18 protein-coding genes are annotated in these 19,978 nt (G+C 40.7%); 9 read left to right on the top strand and 9 right to left on the bottom strand.

All coding sequences use genetic code 11. The features are described from left to right. Position 1: 1 nt before the first annotated feature. On the top strand, positions 2–1,003 hold the full coding sequence (locus tag V7783_RS04805) for a family 43 glycosylhydrolase (protein ID WP_335677725.1): 1,002 nt from the start codon (positions 2–4) through the stop codon (positions 1,001–1,003). A 77-nt stretch (positions 1,004–1,080) separates the two neighbouring features. Here the strand turns inward: V7783_RS04805 and V7783_RS04810 are convergent, their stop codons facing one another. After that, positions 1,081–2,229 (bottom strand): hypothetical protein, encoded by a 1,149-nt coding sequence (locus V7783_RS04810; RefSeq protein WP_335677726.1) that lies wholly within the window; start codon positions 2,227–2,229, stop codon positions 1,081–1,083. 153 nt (positions 2,230–2,382) lie between these two features. Between V7783_RS04810 and V7783_RS04815 the strand changes: the two genes are divergently transcribed. Beyond that, on the top strand, positions 2,383–2,631 hold the full coding sequence (locus V7783_RS04815) for a hypothetical protein (protein ID WP_335677727.1): 249 nt from the start codon (positions 2,383–2,385) through the stop codon (positions 2,629–2,631). Between the two features lie 192 nt (positions 2,632–2,823). Then, positions 2,824–3,651: a delta-class carbonic anhydrase gene (locus tag V7783_RS04820; protein ID WP_442961343.1), complete on the top strand. Its 828-nt coding sequence runs from the start codon at positions 2,824–2,826 to the stop codon at positions 3,649–3,651. 35 nt (positions 3,652–3,686) lie between these two features. Here V7783_RS04820 and V7783_RS04825 read toward each other — a convergent pair whose 3' ends face one another. The 3 genes from V7783_RS04825 to V7783_RS04835 all read right to left on the bottom strand — a co-directional run bounded on the left by V7783_RS04825 (position 3,687) and on the right by V7783_RS04835 (position 7,476). Further along, complete coding sequence (locus V7783_RS04825) at positions 3,687–4,364, bottom strand: response regulator transcription factor (protein WP_335677729.1); 678 nt, start codon at positions 4,362–4,364, stop codon at positions 3,687–3,689. Then, positions 4,364–5,920 carry a sensor histidine kinase gene (locus V7783_RS04830; RefSeq protein WP_335677730.1) on the bottom strand — a complete coding sequence of 519 codons (1,557 nt, stop codon included), beginning with the start codon at positions 5,918–5,920 and terminating at the stop codon, positions 4,364–4,366. The genes V7783_RS04825 and V7783_RS04830 overlap by 1 nt, the downstream gene beginning before the upstream one ends. Positions 5,921–6,114: 194 nt before the next feature. Continuing rightward, positions 6,115–7,476 carry an MFS transporter gene (locus V7783_RS04835; protein ID WP_335677731.1) on the bottom strand — a complete coding sequence of 454 codons (1,362 nt, stop codon included), beginning with the start codon at positions 7,474–7,476 and terminating at the stop codon, positions 6,115–6,117. A gap of 156 nt (positions 7,477–7,632) precedes the next feature. Between V7783_RS04835 and V7783_RS04840 the strand changes: the two genes are divergently transcribed. Both V7783_RS04840 and V7783_RS04845 read left to right on the top strand, forming a co-directional pair. Beyond that, positions 7,633–7,968 carry a zinc ribbon domain-containing protein YjdM gene (locus tag V7783_RS04840; protein ID WP_335677732.1) on the top strand — a complete coding sequence of 112 codons (336 nt, stop codon included), beginning with the start codon at positions 7,633–7,635 and terminating at the stop codon, positions 7,966–7,968. 250 nt (positions 7,969–8,218) lie between these two features. Then, positions 8,219–10,726, top strand: a complete 2,508-nt coding sequence (locus V7783_RS04845) for a DEAD/DEAH box helicase (protein WP_335677733.1) — start codon at positions 8,219–8,221, stop codon at positions 10,724–10,726. Between the two features lie 12 nt (positions 10,727–10,738). Here V7783_RS04845 and V7783_RS04850 read toward each other — a convergent pair whose 3' ends face one another. The 4 genes from V7783_RS04850 to V7783_RS04865 all read right to left on the bottom strand — a co-directional run bounded on the left by V7783_RS04850 (position 10,739) and on the right by V7783_RS04865 (position 13,927). Beyond that, positions 10,739–12,475, bottom strand: coding sequence for a SulP family inorganic anion transporter (locus V7783_RS04850; RefSeq protein WP_335677734.1), 1,737 nt, complete (start codon positions 12,473–12,475; stop codon positions 10,739–10,741). A gap of 88 nt (positions 12,476–12,563) precedes the next feature. Then, complete coding sequence (locus V7783_RS04855; protein ID WP_335677769.1) at positions 12,564–13,082, bottom strand: tellurite resistance TerB family protein; 519 nt, start codon at positions 13,080–13,082, stop codon at positions 12,564–12,566. Further along, positions 13,009–13,218 (bottom strand): hypothetical protein, encoded by a 210-nt coding sequence (locus V7783_RS04860; RefSeq protein WP_335677735.1) that lies wholly within the window; start codon positions 13,216–13,218, stop codon positions 13,009–13,011. Before V7783_RS04860 ends, V7783_RS04855 begins: the two co-directional genes overlap by 74 nt. Before the next feature lie 118 nt (positions 13,219–13,336). Beyond that, a complete protein-coding gene (locus tag V7783_RS04865; RefSeq protein WP_335677736.1) occupies positions 13,337–13,927 on the bottom strand; it encodes a LysE family translocator in 591 nt (196 codons plus the stop codon). 100 nt (positions 13,928–14,027) lie between these two features. Between V7783_RS04865 and V7783_RS04870 the strand changes: the two genes are divergently transcribed. From V7783_RS04870 to corA, 3 genes are all read left to right on the top strand, one after another. After that, the gene (locus tag V7783_RS04870) at positions 14,028–14,477 is read left to right on the top strand and encodes an Lrp/AsnC family transcriptional regulator (RefSeq protein ID WP_335677737.1); all 450 of its coding nucleotides are present in this window, start codon (positions 14,028–14,030) and stop codon (positions 14,475–14,477) included. Positions 14,478–14,823: 346 nt separating this feature from the next. Further along, positions 14,824–16,491, top strand: a complete 1,668-nt coding sequence (locus V7783_RS04875; RefSeq protein ID WP_335677738.1) for a methyl-accepting chemotaxis protein — start codon at positions 14,824–14,826, stop codon at positions 16,489–16,491. Positions 16,492–16,663: 172 nt separating this feature from the next. Continuing rightward, on the top strand, positions 16,664–17,620 hold the full coding sequence (corA, locus tag V7783_RS04880; RefSeq protein ID WP_335677739.1) for a magnesium/cobalt transporter CorA: 957 nt from the start codon (positions 16,664–16,666) through the stop codon (positions 17,618–17,620). Between the two features lie 111 nt (positions 17,621–17,731). On the opposite strand, the gene dps is transcribed toward corA, so the two are convergent. Then, positions 17,732–18,244 (bottom strand): DNA starvation/stationary phase protection protein Dps, encoded by a 513-nt coding sequence (gene dps / locus V7783_RS04885; RefSeq protein WP_335677740.1) that lies wholly within the window; start codon positions 18,242–18,244, stop codon positions 17,732–17,734. A 337-nt stretch (positions 18,245–18,581) separates the two neighbouring features. Here dps and V7783_RS04890 point away from each other — a divergent pair, with 337 nt between their 5' ends. Beyond that, positions 18,582–19,949 (top strand): alkaline phosphatase PhoX, encoded by a 1,368-nt coding sequence (locus tag V7783_RS04890; protein ID WP_335677741.1) that lies wholly within the window; start codon positions 18,582–18,584, stop codon positions 19,947–19,949. The last annotated feature ends 29 nt before the right edge of the window (positions 19,950–19,978 follow it).

Consider the following 19,978-nt stretch of genomic DNA (forward strand, 5'->3'; position numbering starts at 1 on the left):
GATGACAATACAAACAAATAGTCCGTTAGTAGAGCAGCGTGCCGACCCATTTGTGCATAAGCACAACGATGGCTTTTATTATTTTACAGGTTCAGTGCCTACGTATGATCGTATTGAGCTGAGAAAATCAAAAACATTAGCTGGTTTAAAAGACGCAGAAACGGTTGATATTTGGTTTAAGCACGAAAGCGGTCCTATGAGTCGTCATATTTGGGCACCAGAAATTCATTACTTAGACGGCAAATGGTATATCTATTTTGCTGCTAGTGAAGAAGGTGATATTTGGGCTCTGCGTCCGTATGTACTTGAGTGCAAAGGCCAAGATCCGCTCAATGATGAGTGGGTTGAGCTTGGTATGATGCAAGCGGCTGAAGGTGATGATAAGTCATTCACTGATTTTTCATTAGATGCGACTATCTTTGAGAATAATGGCAAACGCTATTTTTGTTGGGCTGAAAAAACCGGTGGGCAATTTGCAGCATCCAACTTGTACTTAGCTGAGATGGAATCACCAATCAAGTTAAAAACAGTGCAGTTTATGCTTACAACCCCTGACTATGATTGGGAACGTGTCGATTTTTGGGTGAACGAAGGCCCGGCGGTATTAAAACACAACGGCAAAATCTTTATTGCATTTTCAGCCAGTGCCACAGGCGCATGTTATTGTATGGGTTATATGGAAGCAGATGAAAATGCTGACCTACTTGATCGTAACTCATGGACTAAAACACGCATGCCAGTGCTTGAAACAGACGTTGATAAGAAGATTTTTGGCCCAGGTCATAACTGTTTTACTGTTGCAGAAGACGATGTAACGCCGCTATGTATTTATCATGCACGTGATTATGAAGATGCTATTGGTGAGCCAAGTGTAGTGCCAAAAACAGATACTCGTCCGCTTGCAGAAATAGTTAAAGATCCGCTTTACGATCCAAATCGTCATGCGCGGGTATTTGCAGTGAAATACGATGAAAACGGCAAACCTGTATTTGAACTGTACTAAAAAGTATAAAAAAGCCACCGAGTAGGTGGCTTACTAACGGCTATTAGTTTACTAATAGCCGTTTTTTAATGTCGGTTTTATAGTGCGACTAAACTTTGCTCTAGCATTGCTTTAATTTGCTGCACTATTTTGGCCTCAGTTGCGGGGTCAAATTGTGCGATACGCGGGGTGTGGATATGGCCAGTTGGAATATCCGAATTAAGCTCATCACGCAGGCGAATACTGCGATACGAAATTTCGTTCGACAGATAACCACCGCCGCCACCTTTAACAGCTATAGCTCCTTCAAGCTCTGCCAGTGTTTTTGCTTCAAACGCTTTCTCAAGGGTTATTACTTTGTGGTTATCGTTTATCTTGAATTGCCCTTGGGCTTGCTGCATTTGCGAGACAGGTAAGCTAAATTGCACAAACTCACTACCGGGTAATGGGCGGTCATTAAGACTTGGCACCAACGGTGCTGTTGCTGTGCCACCGTAAACGATATTAGCATTATCTGGCGCTGTTACGCTGCGGCGCTTACCTGGAAACCGCTCAAGATCAAATTCTTTACCGCCCATGCTTACAGTAACAACCATATCTACATTATTAACTGCGTAATAAGGCGCAAGCAGCTGCTCAATAATACCTTGATCAAAGTCCTCATAGCGTACAGGCACCATCACGGTATTAATTTCAGCGGTTATACCATTGTGGGTGATCACTTGGCCATCGAGTAATAATGCCGCTACGCCTGAAGGATTGCTTTGATTGATATTTCTATCCAGTAAAAACGGATCAAACCCCGTTAGTAAAATCTTTTTATTAGTGTTTTGCGAGTAAGCTAAATCGGTGCGGCCACGACTGCCATTTTCAAGCAGTGTTAGCAATGTACTTTGCTCTGCTGATGTAATTGGAAAATCAGGTTTTGTGGTGCGGATCGCTTTACTTGAAAGTAACCGTGCCCAGTAAAGCTCGCGATCATCATAGCTTTTACTTGTTATGATACGTTGCTTTGCATCCAGCCATAGTTGGCTTGAATAATCATGGACTAAATCAGTCGCCTGTTTATAGCTTTTTAGGTTTTTCCAGCGTTGCTCAAATTGAGTTATCTCTTTAGAAAATGCGGCTAAAACCTCTGGCATGGCGGTGCTGGCTTTTTCAATGCGCTGTTCTTCAACTGTTAAAGAGGCACTTATTGTTGAAAAGGAGGATAAAAGTAAGCTCGTGCTTAAAATTAGTTTGATCATGTGTGTCCTAAAAATATCTGCTAATGAGTAGGCTTTTGCTTACTATCCTACTGTTATAATGTGAGTGCAAATTAAAACGATAGTTGGCTAATCCTAGAGGCAATGCTAGCAAACTGTTATCCTTCACGCATTAGAAGTAACAGAGTAAATAATATGATCAACGATAACGATTTAATCGACACCCTTGAAGAGCTAGAAGCATTTTTATTACTGATTGATAATGGCGGCCTAGGTTTAAAGAACGTAGCGGGGGTGGCGTTAGCCACCAATAACACTAACGGTCGCCCGTTTGTCGCGGTACTTGATGATGACCATAAGTTGCTTTTAGGGCGTTGGGTAACGCAAGAGGTGTTTGAAAACGGCAAGGACTTAGTGCGTCGCGGCCCGCAGAAAACGCATTAAGGTTCAGTGTTATATCAAATAAATGGCTCAGTGCTGGTGGTTTACTTAAGCTCACTTTTTTAATCTTATTTTAATGTTGCTGATAAGTCTTTTTTAGATACTTTCAATACTATGACTTTATCAATTTTATTAAAGGCATAAATGAAAGTGAAACAAAAAAAAGCAGCAATTTTTGCAAAATGTGCATGGTTAATGAGTGTGTCTACAGTGGTTGTAACCAGCGCAGTTGTCAGTGCTGAGACTATTAATGATAGTGCGGTTGCTGAGCAGCGAGCTGTGCTTGAGAAAAATACTCATGGTAAAGGCTTTGGGCCACAATCTCCGCGTGATATCGACCAATATTATGGTACCAACTTACGTAGCTTTGCAAAGGCACCCAGTCGTAGTGATCTTAATTTATGTAATATTCATTTTCATAAAAACGCTGAACATAAAGGCGGTGAGTTTACTACCTTTGCAGGCAATGGTGATGGCAAAGGGCATAATACTGGTTACGTCTACGATGGCATGTTGTCAGCAGCACAACTAAAGCCTGTTGAGGGTAAGGTATGCGCTGCAAAAGCTGATTCATTAAAAGTGGGTGATACTCTAGAGGTACACTTTGTGTATTCGTCAGCACAAGTAAGCCCAGGGCCGACTTTAGGTGCTTGTTTGGCGGATAGCACGATGAACCCTGCTTTTCGTGTCGAAGGACAGGTAATTGTGCTGGCTAATGATAAACAGGCTGTTAACTTTGGTGAGCTTGCTGAAATTGAGCAAGTTAATGGTTATTATCAAGCACCCAATATACCGACAAATATGGGGATCCCGGTTGAATATCTAGGCTCAACCACGGGCCCTGCTTACAATGAAAAAGCATCACCAATTCAGGTAAGTTGGAGTGTGCGGCCACTTGTCGCCGTGGTAGATATAAACAGTGTTAGCGAGTGGTGTGATGATAATGTATTTAATGAAGATCACGCCCATGGTGTACGTAACTTAGTACAAAACCCTAAATTATTGTCACCTATCTCTCAGTAATCATAAAAAAATTATGCGCGAGCACTCGGCTCGCGCTATCTTAAGCTCATTCGGTAGCCATTGCCGCGCAAGGTTTGAATAGCTAAATTGGGCTGCGTTTCTATTTTCTTTCTGAGTCGGCTGACATACACATCAATAATATTGGTATTGGGCTCACTGTAAGTTTGCCAGACCCTACTTAGTATCCGCTCACGGGACAATACCTTGTCTTGGTTTTCAACAAAATACAGCAGTAGCTCAAACTCAATTTTAGTCAGTGGTAATTCTTGCTCGTTAAGTAAGGCAATACGTTGCTGAATATTCAGCGTCAATGAGCCGATATTTAGCGTTGTTTGATTCTGCTGTTGTGGCGCTGTCATACGCCGTTTTAAAGCGAGGACACGGGCTAATAGTTCATCAAAATCAAAAGGTTTGCACAAGTAATCGTCAGCGCCCATTTCCAGCCCTTTAACCCGCTCGGGTACTTCATCTAATGCGGTTAACATCAAAATCATAGGAGGATTAGGAAGAGTTTTGAGTACCTCAAGTATTGTTAAACTATCTTGGTTGCCAAATAGTCTATCGAGTATCACTATATGCGGCGAATTTTTTTTAATAAATGGCAGTACTTCATGTAATTCATTAATGCTGGTGCATTCATAGCCTTCGCTACGTAATCCTCGTGAGAGAAAATTTAACAGCGGTTGCTCGTCATCTGCGAGTAAAATATTCATTATGTGTATCCCAGTGGTAGAGCAACAGAAAATACCGAACCTTGGCCTTGCGTTGAGGTAACACTGATTGTGCCATCGTGAGCCTCAACAATGGCTTTTGCGATTGGTAGGCCAAGCCCTAAGCCCTCACTATGTTTACTAAAACGCACAAAGCGCTCAAAAATATTGTCAACTTCAGCTGCTGAGATCCCTTCGCCATAATCTTTAATGGCAATGGTGAGCATTGAGTTGGCCTTAGCTAGCGTAATTTCGATTGGTTGATCTGACTTTGAATACTTAATTGCGTTATCAAATAAAATCGCCAGTACTTGTTGGATCCTTTGCGTATCAATAGTCACAAGTAGTTCGTTTAAGTTTGCATCGGCGTCGAATGTGATCGTTCGAGTTACATTGAGTTTTTGCCATTTGACAACCTCTGACTCAACCAAGGGTATGATTGTGGTTGGTGTAACCTCAAGGTTTATTTGGTTCATTTCAGCCCGCGTTAATAGCAATAAATCATCTACTAAGCGGCTTAAACTGAGTGCTTGCCCAAGTATTGACTGTAACGTTTGGTTAAAGTCATCAACCGACACAGACTGCATGCGCAGTGTTACTTGTGCCTCGCCACGAATGATGGTCAGTGGTGTACGCAGTTCATGTGATACATCAGCAATAAATTGGCGGCGCCTTGAATCAATTTTAGTAAGCAGCAGGTTGGCTTCAGTGAGTTCACTGGTACGCTGTTGAACTTCAAGTTCTAATTGTTTTCTTGATTGTATTGCGTTTTTTTCGTGCTCTTGCAGGCGCAGCGCAAGTTGGTTTATCGATGTGGCGAGTTCTTCAAATTCATCATCGAGCGTTACTGAAATTGGCTTTTGATAGTGGCCTAACGCAATCGAGTTGGTTGCGTTAGCAATTAGTATTAGTGGTTGATAGAGCTGGTTAAACAACCAATAACAACCGTACAAGATTAACGGAATAGAAAGCGCACCTAAGCCAATTGCAAACCATAAAATGGTGGTGTTGAGCATCTCAATTTTGGCATTGAGTGCTGCAACTACTTTGCTTTGCCGTGCTACAGCAGAGTTGATTGCTTCTCTAAATTGATCATCAATTGTGACCTCAAGTAAACGCTTTAGCTGCGCTTGCTGATTTAAAGGGGCTGTATTACCGCTACTAACTACGGCTCTAAATTCAACGGTGATTTCATCAATGAGTCGTACCAGTTCATCGGTGTCTTCAATGCTACCTTTGGTAAAAGATAAGCCGAGCGCGTTACGCTGTTCGATCTCTAGTTTTTTAATTTGACTGATTGATTGTTGGATCAGGTTTTGCTTTTTACGAACATAGGCTTGGTTAGCATTTTGGCCAAAGATAATTTCATCGGTTAATTGCTTAAATAACCGGTAAGAAATGCTCGAGAGCTTTTCATGTTCGACCAATAATGACTGAGCAATATTACTTTGCTGCAAATTTTCGCGAGTTAAATGAGCGGAGATTGCGGTGCTCAGTAGCGCCAAAAATAAAATAAAAGCGGTGGTTAGACCAAAGTAAAAAAGTTTGCGCTTGTACATAGAGATTGACTGAGCTAAAAAGGTTAACAAAGGGTACATTGAAGGCTTTTGCTAAGCAATAGAGCTTACACTTAATAGCACTGAGGAGTTATTTGAAAATGAAGCTGAAACAGGTAAGTTAAAACAGGTAAGTTAAAAAATATAAGTTAAGCAGGTAAAAACTATTACCTGCTTAACTGGAGCAGAATACATCGCTATTTTTTCAGCTCATTGGCTAGCTCTTGCTCGGGAAAATCTTTAAAAAGATCACCTTGTGCGTTGTCTTTCGGTGCGGCATCGTTATCTTCTTCATATTCATCATCAATGTCATCGACCACCAGCATTTGTTCATGAGCGGTGGTCTCTTCAATCCGTGGATCCATGGTTGCAGCCAGTGGTGAATTGGTGACATCAGACGTACCGACCACGTAATCACTCGACTCTGGTTGCTCTACTTTTTGCTTTGAGTTTATGAAGGTAAGTAATAAATACATCACCACAGTTAATGAAGCAAGTGACGCATATAACGCTTGATGGCCAAAATAACTCATGATCTGCGCATTTGCGGTTGAACCAAGGGCTGCGCCTGCACCAAAGGCAACCAACAATGCAGAAGATACGCCAACGCGCTCTTCATCTTCAACACGGGAGTTAGCCAACGCTGATGATAACGGGTATAAGGTAAAAGCAAATAAGCCGAATACAAATGTCAGTATAAAGGCGAGTGTTTGCGAAATAGGCAGTAAAAACAAGGCAAGACTGACCACGCAGATAGCAACTGCATTACTGCGTAATAACACACTGCGACGTACTCTATCTGATAGCATTCCCATGGGCCATTGGGCTAATAAACCGGCTAAAATAGTGGCGGACATAAAAATGGCAATTTCCGACGAACTAAAGCCTGATAGCTTTGCAAAAGTAGGCGCAAGGCCGTAAAAGCTACCATTAATAATACCCGCAAAATGCACCGCAGTCATAGATTGTGGTACTTTTTTAAAGTAATCAAACAGGCTTACTTGTATTGGCTTTAATGGCTTGGGGTGGATTCTACGCGTGATGGAAATTGGAATAATACCAATAGCCAGCGCCATACAAACTAAAAACAGTGGCGCATAACCTAACTCTGGAAATTCAGCTAAAGCAAATTGGCCTAAAATAGTGCCTAAATATGAGGTGATCATATAAAACGAAAACACTCTACCACGAGACTCAGGAGCCGCTTGTTCGTTAAGCCAGCTTTCCAGCACCATGTAATTGCACATCATACCCAGGCCTACACAAAGTCGTAGGCCAAGCCAAACATAGATGTTATCACTTACCCCATGCGCTGCTACACACGCTATTACAGCGGCAGTGCTGGCAGTAAAGGTTCGAATATGACCGACCGACTTTATAAGGTGATAGCCAAGCTTAGCCCCCAATAATAAGCCGAGGTAATAACATGAGGTTATCAAACCTATCCATAAGGTTGACGTACCATGCTGCCCTAAATAAAGGGCTAAATAGGTGGTTAGTAGGCTGGTGCCAATAATTAAGAAAAGGTTGGCAAAATATAACGAAGGAAATGATTTCATTTATATACAAATTATTAGCTTGGACAACTAGATACTAGAATAATCAAAGGGATTTTCCAAGTAATAAACACCAGCGTGCTCATCGGTGCATTCAGTTAGACAAACTTTGCTTGAGCAATTACCATAGCCGCAGAATGATTTTTACAGAGTGCTATTATGTCGTTGCCTGCTTGCCCTAAATGCCAATCTGAATATGTGTATCAAGATCTAAGCTTATTGATTTGCCCTGAGTGTTCGCACGAATGGGACCCTAAAAGTGATAGTGATGAAGACACAGTTATAGTCAAAGATGCTAATGGCACCTTATTGGCAGAAGGCGATAAAGTCACTGTTGTTAAAGATTTAAAAATTAAAGGCAGTTCGCAAGTCATTAAGATTGGCAGCAAAGCCGTGATCCGTTGGATCAAAGACAGTAAAGACCACCAACTTGATTGCAAAGTTGATGGTGTGGGTGAAATGATGGTAACAGCCAAGTTTGTGAAAAAGGCCTAACTAATTAATTTATAGCTCATTTCAAGGCCTTTGCATGGTTTAACTACAGCTCGTAGATGGAAATTAAATGTGAGTAAGCAAAATGTACTGAGTTACTATCGCGATTGCTACAAAGAAGATAGCGCTGATCTAAACCTATGGGATTTGAGTAAATTAAAAAAAACAAGACCGCCACGTACTTGAAGGAAGAGATGACTTAGGCTCGGGCTTTTTACCCAGATTGCCAATACCGCAACAATTTGCAGAGCCAATGATGAAGCGTGTGGAGGTTTATAAACGTGAGCGTATTTTATTGTACGTACGGTTTTTATTGGTCGCAAAGCTTGAGATCAAAGGCGAGATCAAACAAGTTGTATCCCCGATTTTGTTTAACGAAGCTGTAATAGAAAAAGACAATGACGAGGACTATTATTTTTCGGTTGTCGACTCTCAAGCTGAAATTAATGAACCGCTTACTCAGCTATTAATGCCTGAAGCTGAACTTCTCGATGACACAGCAGATATACAATCAGCCTACTTTTGGACCTCATTACTTAAACAAAGCCCCGTTGAGTTAAATTTATTAACGCTTTTAAATTACCCTGAATTAGCCAATCTAGATGAAATTAAAACAGCTTTAAAAAGTAGCACAGCAACCTTGTTACCGGCATCAATGTTGGTGTTTGTAGAACGCTCAGCCAGTAGTCGAGGTGTACTTCACGAGCTTGAAGAAATTACTGGCTCTAAAACGCTTTCACCACCAATTAACGCGTTAGTTGCAGGTGATGAGATGCCCAAAAGTACTAAAGAGTTAAAGTATGACTATTTACCAGGGTTATTATCAGCGCCGCAAAAGAAAGTCATTTCGATAGCTGCTAACGCCCATTTAGGCTGTGTATCAGGGCCGCCGGGGACAGGGAAAAGCTACACCATTGCCGCAGTTGCAGCAGAGCACATAGCGCGTGGTGAGTCAGTATTAATTGTTGCAAATAATGATCCTGCACTTGATGTGATCGCAGATAAACTGGATGAAAATTTTGCGTTAAGTGATGTATCAATTCGGGCTGGACAAAAAGAGTTCTTAAGAAAACTAAAAGATTATATTGCTGACTTATTATCTGGTTATTTAACAGATGAGCAGGAAAAATCCCCAGCTATTTTTGAGTCAGAGCTAAGAGCACAAAACGCACTACTGCATGATTTAGAGCAACGTTTTGATAAGTTTTGTCGTAACGCGATAATCCGAGGACAACGGCTTAAAAAGCTTGAAGATAAAAACATTCAATGGTTAAGCAACTTATACCTCAAGTGGGCTCAGCGCAGCATTAAAAAATTAGCCAAACAGTGGTCAGCCTTAGATCAAATTAATGAGCAACAAACAAAAAGAGAGATGCTGGCTAGCCGCTATTTAACCGCGTTAAAGAATAATAATTTGCGGGCATTAGTTAAAACTGAACGTAAATCGTTACAGGCATTTAATCAGGCTATTCGTAGCCGTACTTCTAAAAGGCAGTTTGAGTTATTTGATAATATAGAATACCCATCATTGCTAGCGGCATTTCCGGTGTGGTTAGTGAGTTTAAATTCGTTATATCGAGTATTGCCCTTAAAGCCGCAAATGTTTGATTTAGTTATTATCGATGAAGCAACGCAGTGCAATATTAGCAGTTGTTTACCAGCTCTTTATCGGGCAAAGCGAGCGTTGGTGGTTGGAGATACTAAACAACTACGGCATTACTCCTTTTTAGCCAAATCTAAAGAGGCTCAGCTTCGTGCTAAAAATCACTTATCGCTCTCAAGTGAAGGGGTCGTTAGTTATCGTGATAACTCAATTTTAGATTTGACATTAAATGCGCTCAACAGCGATCAGCAATTAGCCTTTTTAGATGAACATTTTAGAAGCAAACCTGAGTTAATTCATTTTAGTAACAGCTATTTTTATCAATCAAAATTAAAAGTAATGCAACACCGTCCCTGCACAAGTAGTGGCCACTTATTTATACAGCGTGTTAATGGGGTAAGAGATAAAAATGGCGTTAATCAACTTGAAGCAAGTGCCATAATAGCGTGTATTAAGCAGCAAATGAGTGATGATCGAGATAGCGGGGTGTATCACAGTATTGGTGTTGTTTCGCCATTTCGAAGTCAGGCCGATTTTATAGCCAAGCAAATAGACAGCCACTTCAGTGAAACCGAAATAACTAATCACAAGCTCAGAGCTGCCACCCCTTTTGGGTTTCAGGGGGAAGAACGCGATATTATGCTGCTTTCTTTTGCCGTGGATAATGATGCAAAACGCGCGGCCGTTTATTTAAATAAAGCTGATGTTTTTAATGTGACGATAACGCGGGCAAGACAAGCACAGCATTTATTTTTATCTATTGATGAAACACAGCTACCAGAACACTATTTATTAAGGCGTTATTTAGGCTCGATAAACGAGTTTGCCGCTGCTCATAGTTATTTGTCTGATATTGATAATTTTCAACGCGATGTTATACAAGAGCTGCTCAAATTACAGATAGAAACATGGCCGGGTTACTCTGTAGCAGGTACCGAGGTTGATATTTTGTGTCGTTACCAAGGCCACTACTTGGCAGTTGATCTAATTGGTTACCCGGGGCCTTGGGCTGAATTTTTTGAGTTAGATACTTATAAATTATTTAGCCGCGCTAATATAGAAATGCTACCCATAAGCTATGGTTTATGGGTCGTTGATAAAGACACCTGTCTACAAGCAATTGCAAGTAGGCTGAAAGTGAGCAGCAATAAGCCTTAATATCGATTAGGCTTATTGCCTGCAGGTATCTTGAACTTCTTCTGTCTCAAACAAGTTTACTTCTGCACTTGATCGACTGACGCTGTTTTTTTGTAAGGCAATATACAGATCTGAGTGCACGTAGATGCCTTCTTTACCGGATGTCATACCGGCAACCTCAAACCATGATAGTAGTTGTCGCTTTCTGCCTGCGATTTCTAACCTTATATTACGTTTTTTAAAGATCACGTCTAAATCTGCGAGCATCGCCATCACGCTTAAATCTAAATGAGTAAAGCAGGGCACAGCATCAATAATAACGCATTGGGTGTCGTCTTTTTGCCGTGCATATTGTTCTAGTAAGCGTCGTTTAAAGTAACCGGCATTAAAGTAAGTTAACGGTGAATTAAAGCGATAAATAAACACTCCTTGTACTGCTTTTGCTTTATCAGTGGCATCTAGGCTTCTTACGACCCCGTTAATATCAACACCTAATATAGTGTCTGTTGGGCGCATTACAGTACGAATAAATTGAAATAAACCCAATAATACCGCGAGCGTAATGCCCGGTATTACGCCAATAAAAAGCACGGCAAATAAGGTTGCTAACGCAAGATAAAAGGCGTGTTTATCTTTACGTTTTAATTGCCATACGGCTTTTAAGTCTAATAAGTGAATTGACGCAATTATTAGCACAACCCCTAATGCGGCACTGGGGATAAACTCAAGTGGCGCTGTTAAAAACAATGCAATAATGGCGATGATCCCTGCTGCAATAATAGAGACTAATTGCGTTTTACCGCCAGTCGCATCATTAACGGCAGTGCGCGAATCAGCGCCACTGACAGCAAAACCTTGCGATAAAGCAGAGGCAAAATTCGCAATACCTAAGGCTCTAAACTCTTTATCTGCATCGATATCGTAGCCATTTTTAGCGGCAAAACTGCGGGCTGTAAGCATCATGCTAACAAAGCTAACGATTGCTAAATTAAGCGCTGGTACAACAAGTTCACGAATAATACCGATATCATAAATAGGCGTGTTAAACACTGGCAGACCACCACTTACAGTGCCAATGGTATTGATATCAAACTGTTTTAAGTTGAAAAGCCACACTAATAAGGCGCCAAATGCGATAGCAAACATAGATGCGGGCCAGTTCGGTTTAAGTCGTTTCATTGCAAAGTAAACAGCAACAGTGAATAAGGCCATCAATAAGGTGGGGATATGGGTTTGTGCTAAGTAAGTGGGCACGCCACCGAGTCGTTCGAGTAAATATTTATTATCAAAAGTAAAACCAAATACTTTAGAAAATTGACTGACAATAATAGTGATCGCCACCCCGTTTAACAGGCCCATTAAGATTGGTTTAGATAAAAAGTCAGCCAGTACACCTAATTTAAATTTGCTGGCAATTAAGCACCAAAAGCCAGTCATGGCGGTCATAGTAACAACGAGTTGCCAATGCTTGACAGTGTCGCCTGCTGCAAGGGGAGTGACTACCGCAGCTATAACGGCGCAGGTTGCGGCATCAGGGCCAACAATGAGTTGTTTGGAGCTGCCAAACAGAGCATATAGGATCATCGGTAGTATGCATGAGTACAAGCCAACGGCGGCATTTACCCCGGTAAGTTGTGCATAGGCAATAGCAACCGGCAAAGCAACAGCGGCAACAGATAGTGCGGCTCTGGCATCATCAGCAAACCACTTTCGTTCATAATGAAATAAAGTGTTTAAACCCGGCATAAAATCATACAAACGCGACAGCACACTTGTTTCCTTGTTGGTTGTGAGCACTGGGATAGTATAGCTACCCCTTTGTTATTTCGATAGATACAAAGGGGAGTGGAGATGTTATTTAGCTTGCAAGCTGCTGGTGAATATTGCTAACTAACTCTTTTGGTAAACAAAGTTGATTGGCAAGTGCTGCCAAATATTGTTCTGACACGGATTGTTGCAAATCAATAGCACTGGCACTGGCGGCGTATACTTCGATACCTGTTTGCGCATCTGGTACGGCTTGCACTAGCTCTGCAAGCTGCATTGGTTTGCGCAATTCATCAAACAACATGGCTTTTTCTTGCATTGAAAGCTGCATATTCTCAACAGCAGCAAATATTTTTTGTCGCTCTGTTTCGTCTATATGGCCATCAGCATATGCCGCAGCAATCATTGCCCGCATTAAAATTAGTTGGCCCGCTCCACTCTCATCTTCTACAACTTGCTGAAAAGACTGCTCTGGCATTGTTTCTGGGGCATAATCAAAACTACTCGTTTGTTTAGTCGTTTGACTTTGTGTGCTGTTAGTTTGTGCTGAGTATTGTTTGTAAGCCTTCCACGCTAAGCCGCCAACAGCTGCAAGTGCGCCATATTTTATGGCTTTTTTTACCGGTTTTTTTACTGCCTTTACCGCTCACTAAGCTGGTTAAGCCGCCCCCAGCTACACCACCCAAAAAGCCACTTAATGCACCTGATTTATTTAGACTGCCTACTAATTTTTGTAAGTCTTCCATTATTGTCTCCTATTTGCACTTGTTCCCAGAATATGTGAAAAGTGATGTAAATAAAACCAGATCTTTGTTACTCACTATTTATACGTAGCGCGCTTTATCATTTGTGGCAGTTGTCTTATTACATACTAAACAATACCGAGATGATTAATAGCAAAGCCATTGTGATATTGAATAGCCGCAGACGACGTGGGTCGTTTAAATAGTTTTGTAGCTTTTGACCAAGCAGTGTCCATGAGCTTACACAAGGCAAGTTTATTAAACCAAAAACTAAACCAACAAGGAGTATTGCATTGAACGTTTTTGATGGTGCGTAAATACTTATGGCACTTAATGCCATGGTCCACGCTTTAGGATTTACCCATTGAAATAATGCTGCTTGTACAAACGTAAAAGGTTTAGTTTCATCCTTACAACTGCTATCCGGAGCATTGCTGGTGGCAATTTTATAGGCAAGGTAAAACAAATAGCTGACGCACAGCACTTTGAGTACTTGATAGCTAATTGGAAATAAATCAAATAATTGCATTACCCCAAGACCAACGAGCACCAACATCAATACAAATCCCAGTGCAACGCCCAACATATGCGGTACTGTGCGCTTAAAGCCGAAGTTAGCCCCCGAGCTCATTAACATAAAGTTGTTAGGGCCCGGAGTGATGGAAGAAACCAGTGCAAATAATGCCAGTGCTGATAATAGTTCAATATTCATTAATAGTTGCTCAGAGGATGATTGTTATGCAATTATATTTTTATTCTCGCGCAACTTTCGCGCTAACTCCGTTTTAAATTATTTATTTTGGCAACTTACCATGAAAAAAGATCGAATTAACGACAGAATATTGCAAGAGTTAAAAGTCAATGGCCGCATAGCGAACGCAGAACTTGCTGAACACGTTGGTTTATCACCGTCAGCTTGCTTGCGCCGTGTACAAGAATTAGAAAAAGCAGACGTGATAAAAGGCTATCGCGCCGTTATTAATAATCAAGCATTTGGCTTAGGGTTTGTCGCTTATGTAGGTGTGGGCTTAAATGAACACTCCACGAAATCGCAACGTGCATTTGAACAAGCGCTGGAATTTATAGATGAAGTAAAAGAGTGCCACAACGTGACAGGTTCATTTGAATATTTGTTACGAGTAGAGACGGCCGATATAAAATCTTATAAAGCGTTTCACGCTGATGTATTAGGAGCAATACCGCAAGTGCGAACTATTACCTCCCATATAGTAATGGATTCGCCAAAAGATGAGCGAGCATAAGTTTATTTATCACGCTTATTGCTGATTTACAGTAGGTACAAAACCCGTACAATACGAGACATGAGAGAAGGGTAATGTGCTTGGTGCCCGAATCATTTTATAGTTAACCTTTAAGGCAGATATCTTTAGATTTTTTATAATTGAAGTTTGCCATTCAATTTTTAAAAACATCAACTTCTATACGTTTGTCTTATATCTACAATATGTTTATATGCTAAACATAGTTCAAGATTAGATTCTTAATTCAAAGAACTACTTTTATTGTGATTGCCAGTATGATTTCGATTAATAAGCTCTCGATGTATCAATACCATTGAGCTTTGACATTGCTACACGAGGGGAAAAAATGAGTAATTTAAGTCTTAAACACAAACTACTGTTATTAGCTATATTGCCGCTTACGCTGCTGTTAATTAGTTTAATGGCCAGCTCATACTATTTAGAATATCAAAATCAACAGCAAAACTTTGTATCATTTAAAACTAAATTAATTGCTGATAAAGAAAGCCTGTTAGCGACTGAGGTTGACATAGGCCGACAAATAATTAGTTATGAATTATCTAAAGGAAGCAAAGAAGATGCAAAAAAAGCGTTGCGCGATCTTACTTTTGGTCAAGATGGTTACTTTTTTATCTATGATACAAAAGGCATTAGTATTTTCCATGCGCTTTTGGGAGATGCAATTGAAGGGCAAAATAAAATAGCCATGACAGACCCCAATGGCAAAAAAATAGTTGTAGGGTTGCTTGAACAAGCAAGACAAGGTGGTGGTGCTTTTTATTATGATTTTCAAAAGCCTAATACAACTGGTTTAGTTGAGAAAATGGGTTATGCAATGATGGTTCCTGGTACAGATTGGATGTTAGGAACAGGTGCTTATATGGATGATATTGAAGCCGAGTTAACAAAATATCAAGCCACAATACAAGCGCACATGAATGAAAAAGTAACTACCCTGTTATTAATTGCATTATTTTGGCTGGTATTGACCGTGTTCTGTGCCTTGATCGCGGCTAACAATATGATAAAACCTATCCAAAATATGGTGCAAAACTTAGATGATATTGCAAAAGGCGAAGGTGATTTAACTAAGCGCTTAGAGGTGCATAGTAACGATGAAATTGGTCAACTAGGTAATTCCTTTAATGTGTTTGTGAGTAAACTACATAGCATTATTGCCAATGTGGCAGACGTAACTCGCGATGTAAAAGACTCATCAAATAATATTAATACACAAACTCAGTTAATTGAAAATCAATTACTAAACCACAATCACGAAACTGAACTAGTGGCTACCGCAATCACTGAAATGTCTGCAACCTCTCAGGAAGTTGCCCAGAATACTACGCAAGTGGCGGTTTCGACTCAGTCTGCCACACAAGACGTTGCCAATGCCCAGCAGTGTGTTGATATCTCTTTAGAGGAAGTGTCAAACTTAATGAGTGAGATCAATCAAGCAGCTGAACAAGTTAATTCATTAAGTGAACAATCTAAAAAAATTAACAGCGTACTTAGTGTTATTGGTGGTATTGCAGAGCAAACGAACTTACTAGCCCTAAATGCAGCTATTGAAGCGGCAAGGGCTGGCGAGCAAGGCCGTGGTTTTGCGGTTGTTGCTGATGAAGTGAGAAGTTTAGCCAGTCGTACACAAGAAAGCACGTTAGAGATTAATGAAATGCTGAATGAGTTACACACTTTGGTTACAGCCGCGGTAAAGGCAATGTTAGCAAGTCAGCAGAGTTGTAACCGTTCAGTTGAGTCATCTCGCGCAATTTCTGAAAGTTTAGGTGCGGTCACCAGCTCTGTAACGACAATTAATGATATGAGCACACAAATAGCCACCGCTGCCACAGAGCAAAGTAGTGTTACAGAGGAAATTAATCGTAACGTATTTGCAATTCAAGAGATTGTGAACGAGCTTACTCGTTCAATTAAAACTACTTCATCAGTAAGTCACCACTTAGCTGACCGAGGCGAGAGCTTAGGTGACTTAGTTGGACAGTTTAAAATTTAATATACTGCTGATGCTAAAGTTTACATTTTAAAGGTCAGGCTTTATAAAGTCTGACCTTTTTTGATGGTTTAGAGGTTTGGTTAATAATAACTGTACTGAGCATTGTATTGTCATTGTTGATTAATGGTCTGTTACATATACTCAAGCTATCTTGTTTTTATTGGAGAAGTGTATGCTGAGATTTTTTTCTATCGAGCAGGGAGTGATCAATGAGTTAGAGCCTTCTGCTGATACTCCTCTAGAGACATCAATAAAAAACGCACATTGGATTGACACAATCAAACCCACTGAAGATGAGCGTAATATCCTGGCAAAAACACTCGACATAACGTTTCCTGAGTCTGGAGATGTTCAGGAGATTGAGGCTTCATCGCGATGCTTTATCGACAATGAAGGCTTGCATGTACATGCATTATTTATGTCGCCAAACGAAGGGCGTTTTAATACGGTTACAGTGGCATGTTTACTTAAAGATAACTGTTTACTGACTATTCGCGATGATGAGCTCGCTGACTTTCGACTATTACGTTTAAGAGCGCGTAAAGGTCAGGTAGTGTGTGATACACCAAAGCAATTACTGGTTACGTTATTTGACCAAAAAGTCGAAAACCACGCCGATATGCTTGAGGATATGCATCATCAGTTAGAGAAGCTCAGTGCTTATGTACTGGAAGAAGATGATTCTGATTTAGAAGAAGCGGTCAGTCGTATCGCACGTTTAGAAGATGCCAATGGTAAAGTACGGTTATGTTTGATGGACACTCGGCGCAATATTTCATTTTTGATACGCCGATTAGGTGTCCAAGGTGAGGATCGCGAGTCATTAAGAGAAATCGTACTTGATATAGATACTCTAATGTCACACTGTACCTTTTTGTTTGATAAAGTTAATTTCCTTATGGATTCCACCCAAGGCTTTATTAATATTGAACAAAACCAAATAATTAAAACTTTCTCAATTGCTTCAGTCGTGTTTTTACCGCCTACTGTGGTGGCCAGTGTTTATGGTATGAATTTTAATAGCATGCCAGAGCTTGAGTGGGCGTGGGGGTATCCGTTTGCGATTGGGGTGATGCTGCTATCTGGATTTGCACCTTACTTGTTTTTTAAACACAAGGGTTGGTTGTAGTGCTCAGTTTATGTGACTTTAGTTTTGTTTGTGATCACCACCGCACTTAAAATAATACTATAGCCCAAGCAACTAAGTTACTTGGGCTATAGCTAGTGTGGTTACAGTATATTAGCTTTGTAATTCACCAGTAGATGATTCTATGTGGGCACGTACAAACCACTGAAACTGCTCAAGTTCAGCCAGTTGTGCGATGATCATATCTTCTGATACTGGGTCAAGTTCAGACAGTTTTTCAAGTGCTTTGCGGTGATCGCCATTAACCCCGTTATATACTTTATCTAAAGCAATTAAATGATCTTTTGCTAATCCCTTACCAATTGAATAATCGTGCCATGAACGGCGATCAACAATCGATTTCGGTGTTCCTACTGGCACACCACCGAGCGTTGCAATTCGCTCTGCGATAGTATCGGTCATTTCCTGTACTGCTGCCACTTGTGGGTCGAGCATTTCATGGACGCCAATAAAATTAGGGCCAACCACATTCCAATGAATGTGTTTTAAAGTAAGTTGTAAATCAATTAGCGCTACCATGCGGTTGTCGAGTTGTGCAATTGTTTGCTCCGCAGATTCACTATTCATGCCTGGGGCGGTAAATTCAGCGACTTTACTATTACTCATACTTCCTCCTAGATTAAAAACTGGACGCTTAGAGTTAATGAAATTCTAAGCGTGTATGTAATTAATAAAGCAATGGCTATGCCGAGATGTGTATCGGCTTAATTCTTGTTATTTATCAGTATTTTAATTTTTTTATTTTGATATGAGCAAGCGTTTATCACAACGCTGATATGAAAATAGTGCAGGGCTTTGTAAATTATTCGCAGCGGAAATCGCCACTAGTGAATAAGTGTAAAATATGACAATTGCGTGAATTTACTGCTCGGCGCCATTTTTGTTGCTCGTTTTAATTTATGATGTTGGCAAATTTAGTCAGTCATTATAAATAGAGCAGATTATGGTTAGCAGAAGACAGTTTTTATTTAGTGCGGGAACACTCGCGTTTGTTGGCCTATCACGTAGTGCGTTTGGTAAAGTGCCAGTCACTGATTTAGGTAGTAATTTACCTGCGTATGGGCCTTTAATCGCCGATATTAACACGTTATTAGACTTACCAGAGGGCTTTAGTTACAAGGTTATTTCTCAGCTCGGTGATAAAATGTCTGATGGCTTTACTGTACCAGATAAAGCCGATGGTATGGGCTGTATCGCCCTTGATGATGAACGTGTCGTCTTGGTGCGTAACCATGAATTAAAACCCACTGATTTAGCAAAAGCTCACGCAAGTATTCAAGCCCATAAAACACCACTCGCTTATGATGTTGATAATAAAGGTGTTGCTTTACCAGGTGGCACTAGCCATATCGTATACAATTTAAAGACTGGTAAAAAAGAACAAGAGTATTTGTCACTGGTTGGCACTATTCGTAATTGTTCTGGTGGTGTGACCCCTTGGGGAACTTGGCTGACATGTGAAGAAACAACGCAAACGAAAGCGGATGGCTTGGGGCAAGATCACGGCTATATATTTGAAGTACCAGCAGACGCCACAGGTTTGGTTAAGCCTCAGCCGTTAAAAGCTATGGGGCGCTTTAACCATGAAGCTGCCGCGATTGATCCCAAAACGGGGATTGTTTACCTTACAGAAGATAAAGGCGATAGCTTGTTTTATCGCTTTATTCCCAATGAGGTTGGTAAATTAAATAAAGGCGGGAAATTACAAGCGATGGTTATCAAGCAACAACCACAATTTGATACGCGAAATTGGGCTGGTGCGAAAATGCCATTACACGCCAATATGGATGTAGAGTGGATTGATTTAGATAACCCTGAAAGCCCTAAAGATGATCTGCGTTTACGTGGTCATGCTAATGGCGCTGCATTATTTGCTCGTGGTGAAGGAATACATTGGGGCGAAAAGGAATTGTACTTCTGTTGTACAAATGGCGGTAAAAAACAACTTGGCCAAGTAATGAAGTATCAACCATCACAGTTTGAAGGAACAGCAAAAGAGCAGACTTCGCCAGGACAAGTACAGTTATTTGTAGAAAGTACCGATGCATCGCTGTTTAACTTTGGGGATAACCTGACCGTTGCACCTAACGGCCATTTAATTGTCTGTGAAGACCAATACACAGACATCGTTGATAACCATTTACGTGGTGTTACGCCTAAAGGCGAAGTGTATAACTTCGCAAAGCTACAAACACAAACAGAGTTAGCAGGCGCATGTTTTTCACCCGATGGCAGCACGTTATTTGTTAATATTTACAAACCCACCAAAACACTTGCTATCACAGGACCATGGGATAGTTTTCAGCGATAAAATAGGCGCTTAAGTGAAGTCAGAGGCTT

This window comes from Pseudoalteromonas sp. (assembly GCF_036960685.1).
Taxonomy (GTDB): Bacteria; Pseudomonadota; Gammaproteobacteria; order Enterobacterales; family Alteromonadaceae; genus Pseudoalteromonas.

Excerpts from the sequence above, each read along its gene's own strand:
- corA (WP_335677739.1), top strand. The coding sequence starts at position 16,664 with ATGCTGAGATTTTTTTCTATCGAGCAGGGAGTGATCAATGAGTTAGAG.
- dps (WP_335677740.1), bottom strand. The coding sequence starts at position 18,244 with ATGAGTAATAGTAAAGTCGCTGAATTTACCGCCCCAGGCATGAATAGT.
- V7783_RS04840 (WP_335677732.1), top strand. The coding sequence starts at position 7,633 with ATGTCGTTGCCTGCTTGCCCTAAATGCCAATCTGAATATGTGTATCAA.
- V7783_RS04825 (WP_335677729.1), bottom strand. The coding sequence starts at position 4,364 with ATGAATATTTTACTCGCAGATGACGAGCAACCGCTGTTAAATTTTCTC.
- V7783_RS04865 (WP_335677736.1), bottom strand. The coding sequence starts at position 13,927 with ATGAATATTGAACTATTATCAGCACTGGCATTATTTGCACTGGTTTCT.
- V7783_RS04860 (WP_335677735.1), bottom strand. The coding sequence starts at position 13,218 with ATGGAAGACTTACAAAAATTAGTAGGCAGTCTAAATAAATCAGGTGCA.
- V7783_RS04845 (WP_335677733.1), top strand. The coding sequence starts at position 8,219 with ATGATGAAGCGTGTGGAGGTTTATAAACGTGAGCGTATTTTATTGTAC.
- V7783_RS04815 (WP_335677727.1), top strand. The coding sequence starts at position 2,383 with ATGATCAACGATAACGATTTAATCGACACCCTTGAAGAGCTAGAAGCA.
- V7783_RS04870 (WP_335677737.1), top strand. The coding sequence starts at position 14,028 with ATGAAAAAAGATCGAATTAACGACAGAATATTGCAAGAGTTAAAAGTC.
- V7783_RS04875 (WP_335677738.1), top strand. The coding sequence starts at position 14,824 with ATGAGTAATTTAAGTCTTAAACACAAACTACTGTTATTAGCTATATTG.
- V7783_RS04805 (WP_335677725.1), top strand. The coding sequence starts at position 2 with ATGACAATACAAACAAATAGTCCGTTAGTAGAGCAGCGTGCCGACCCA.
- V7783_RS04820 (WP_442961343.1), top strand. The coding sequence starts at position 2,824 with ATGAGTGTGTCTACAGTGGTTGTAACCAGCGCAGTTGTCAGTGCTGAG.
- V7783_RS04810 (WP_335677726.1), bottom strand. The coding sequence starts at position 2,229 with ATGATCAAACTAATTTTAAGCACGAGCTTACTTTTATCCTCCTTTTCA.
- V7783_RS04835 (WP_335677731.1), bottom strand. The coding sequence starts at position 7,476 with ATGAAATCATTTCCTTCGTTATATTTTGCCAACCTTTTCTTAATTATT.
- V7783_RS04890 (WP_335677741.1), top strand. The coding sequence starts at position 18,582 with ATGGTTAGCAGAAGACAGTTTTTATTTAGTGCGGGAACACTCGCGTTT.
- V7783_RS04830 (WP_335677730.1), bottom strand. The coding sequence starts at position 5,920 with ATGTACAAGCGCAAACTTTTTTACTTTGGTCTAACCACCGCTTTTATT.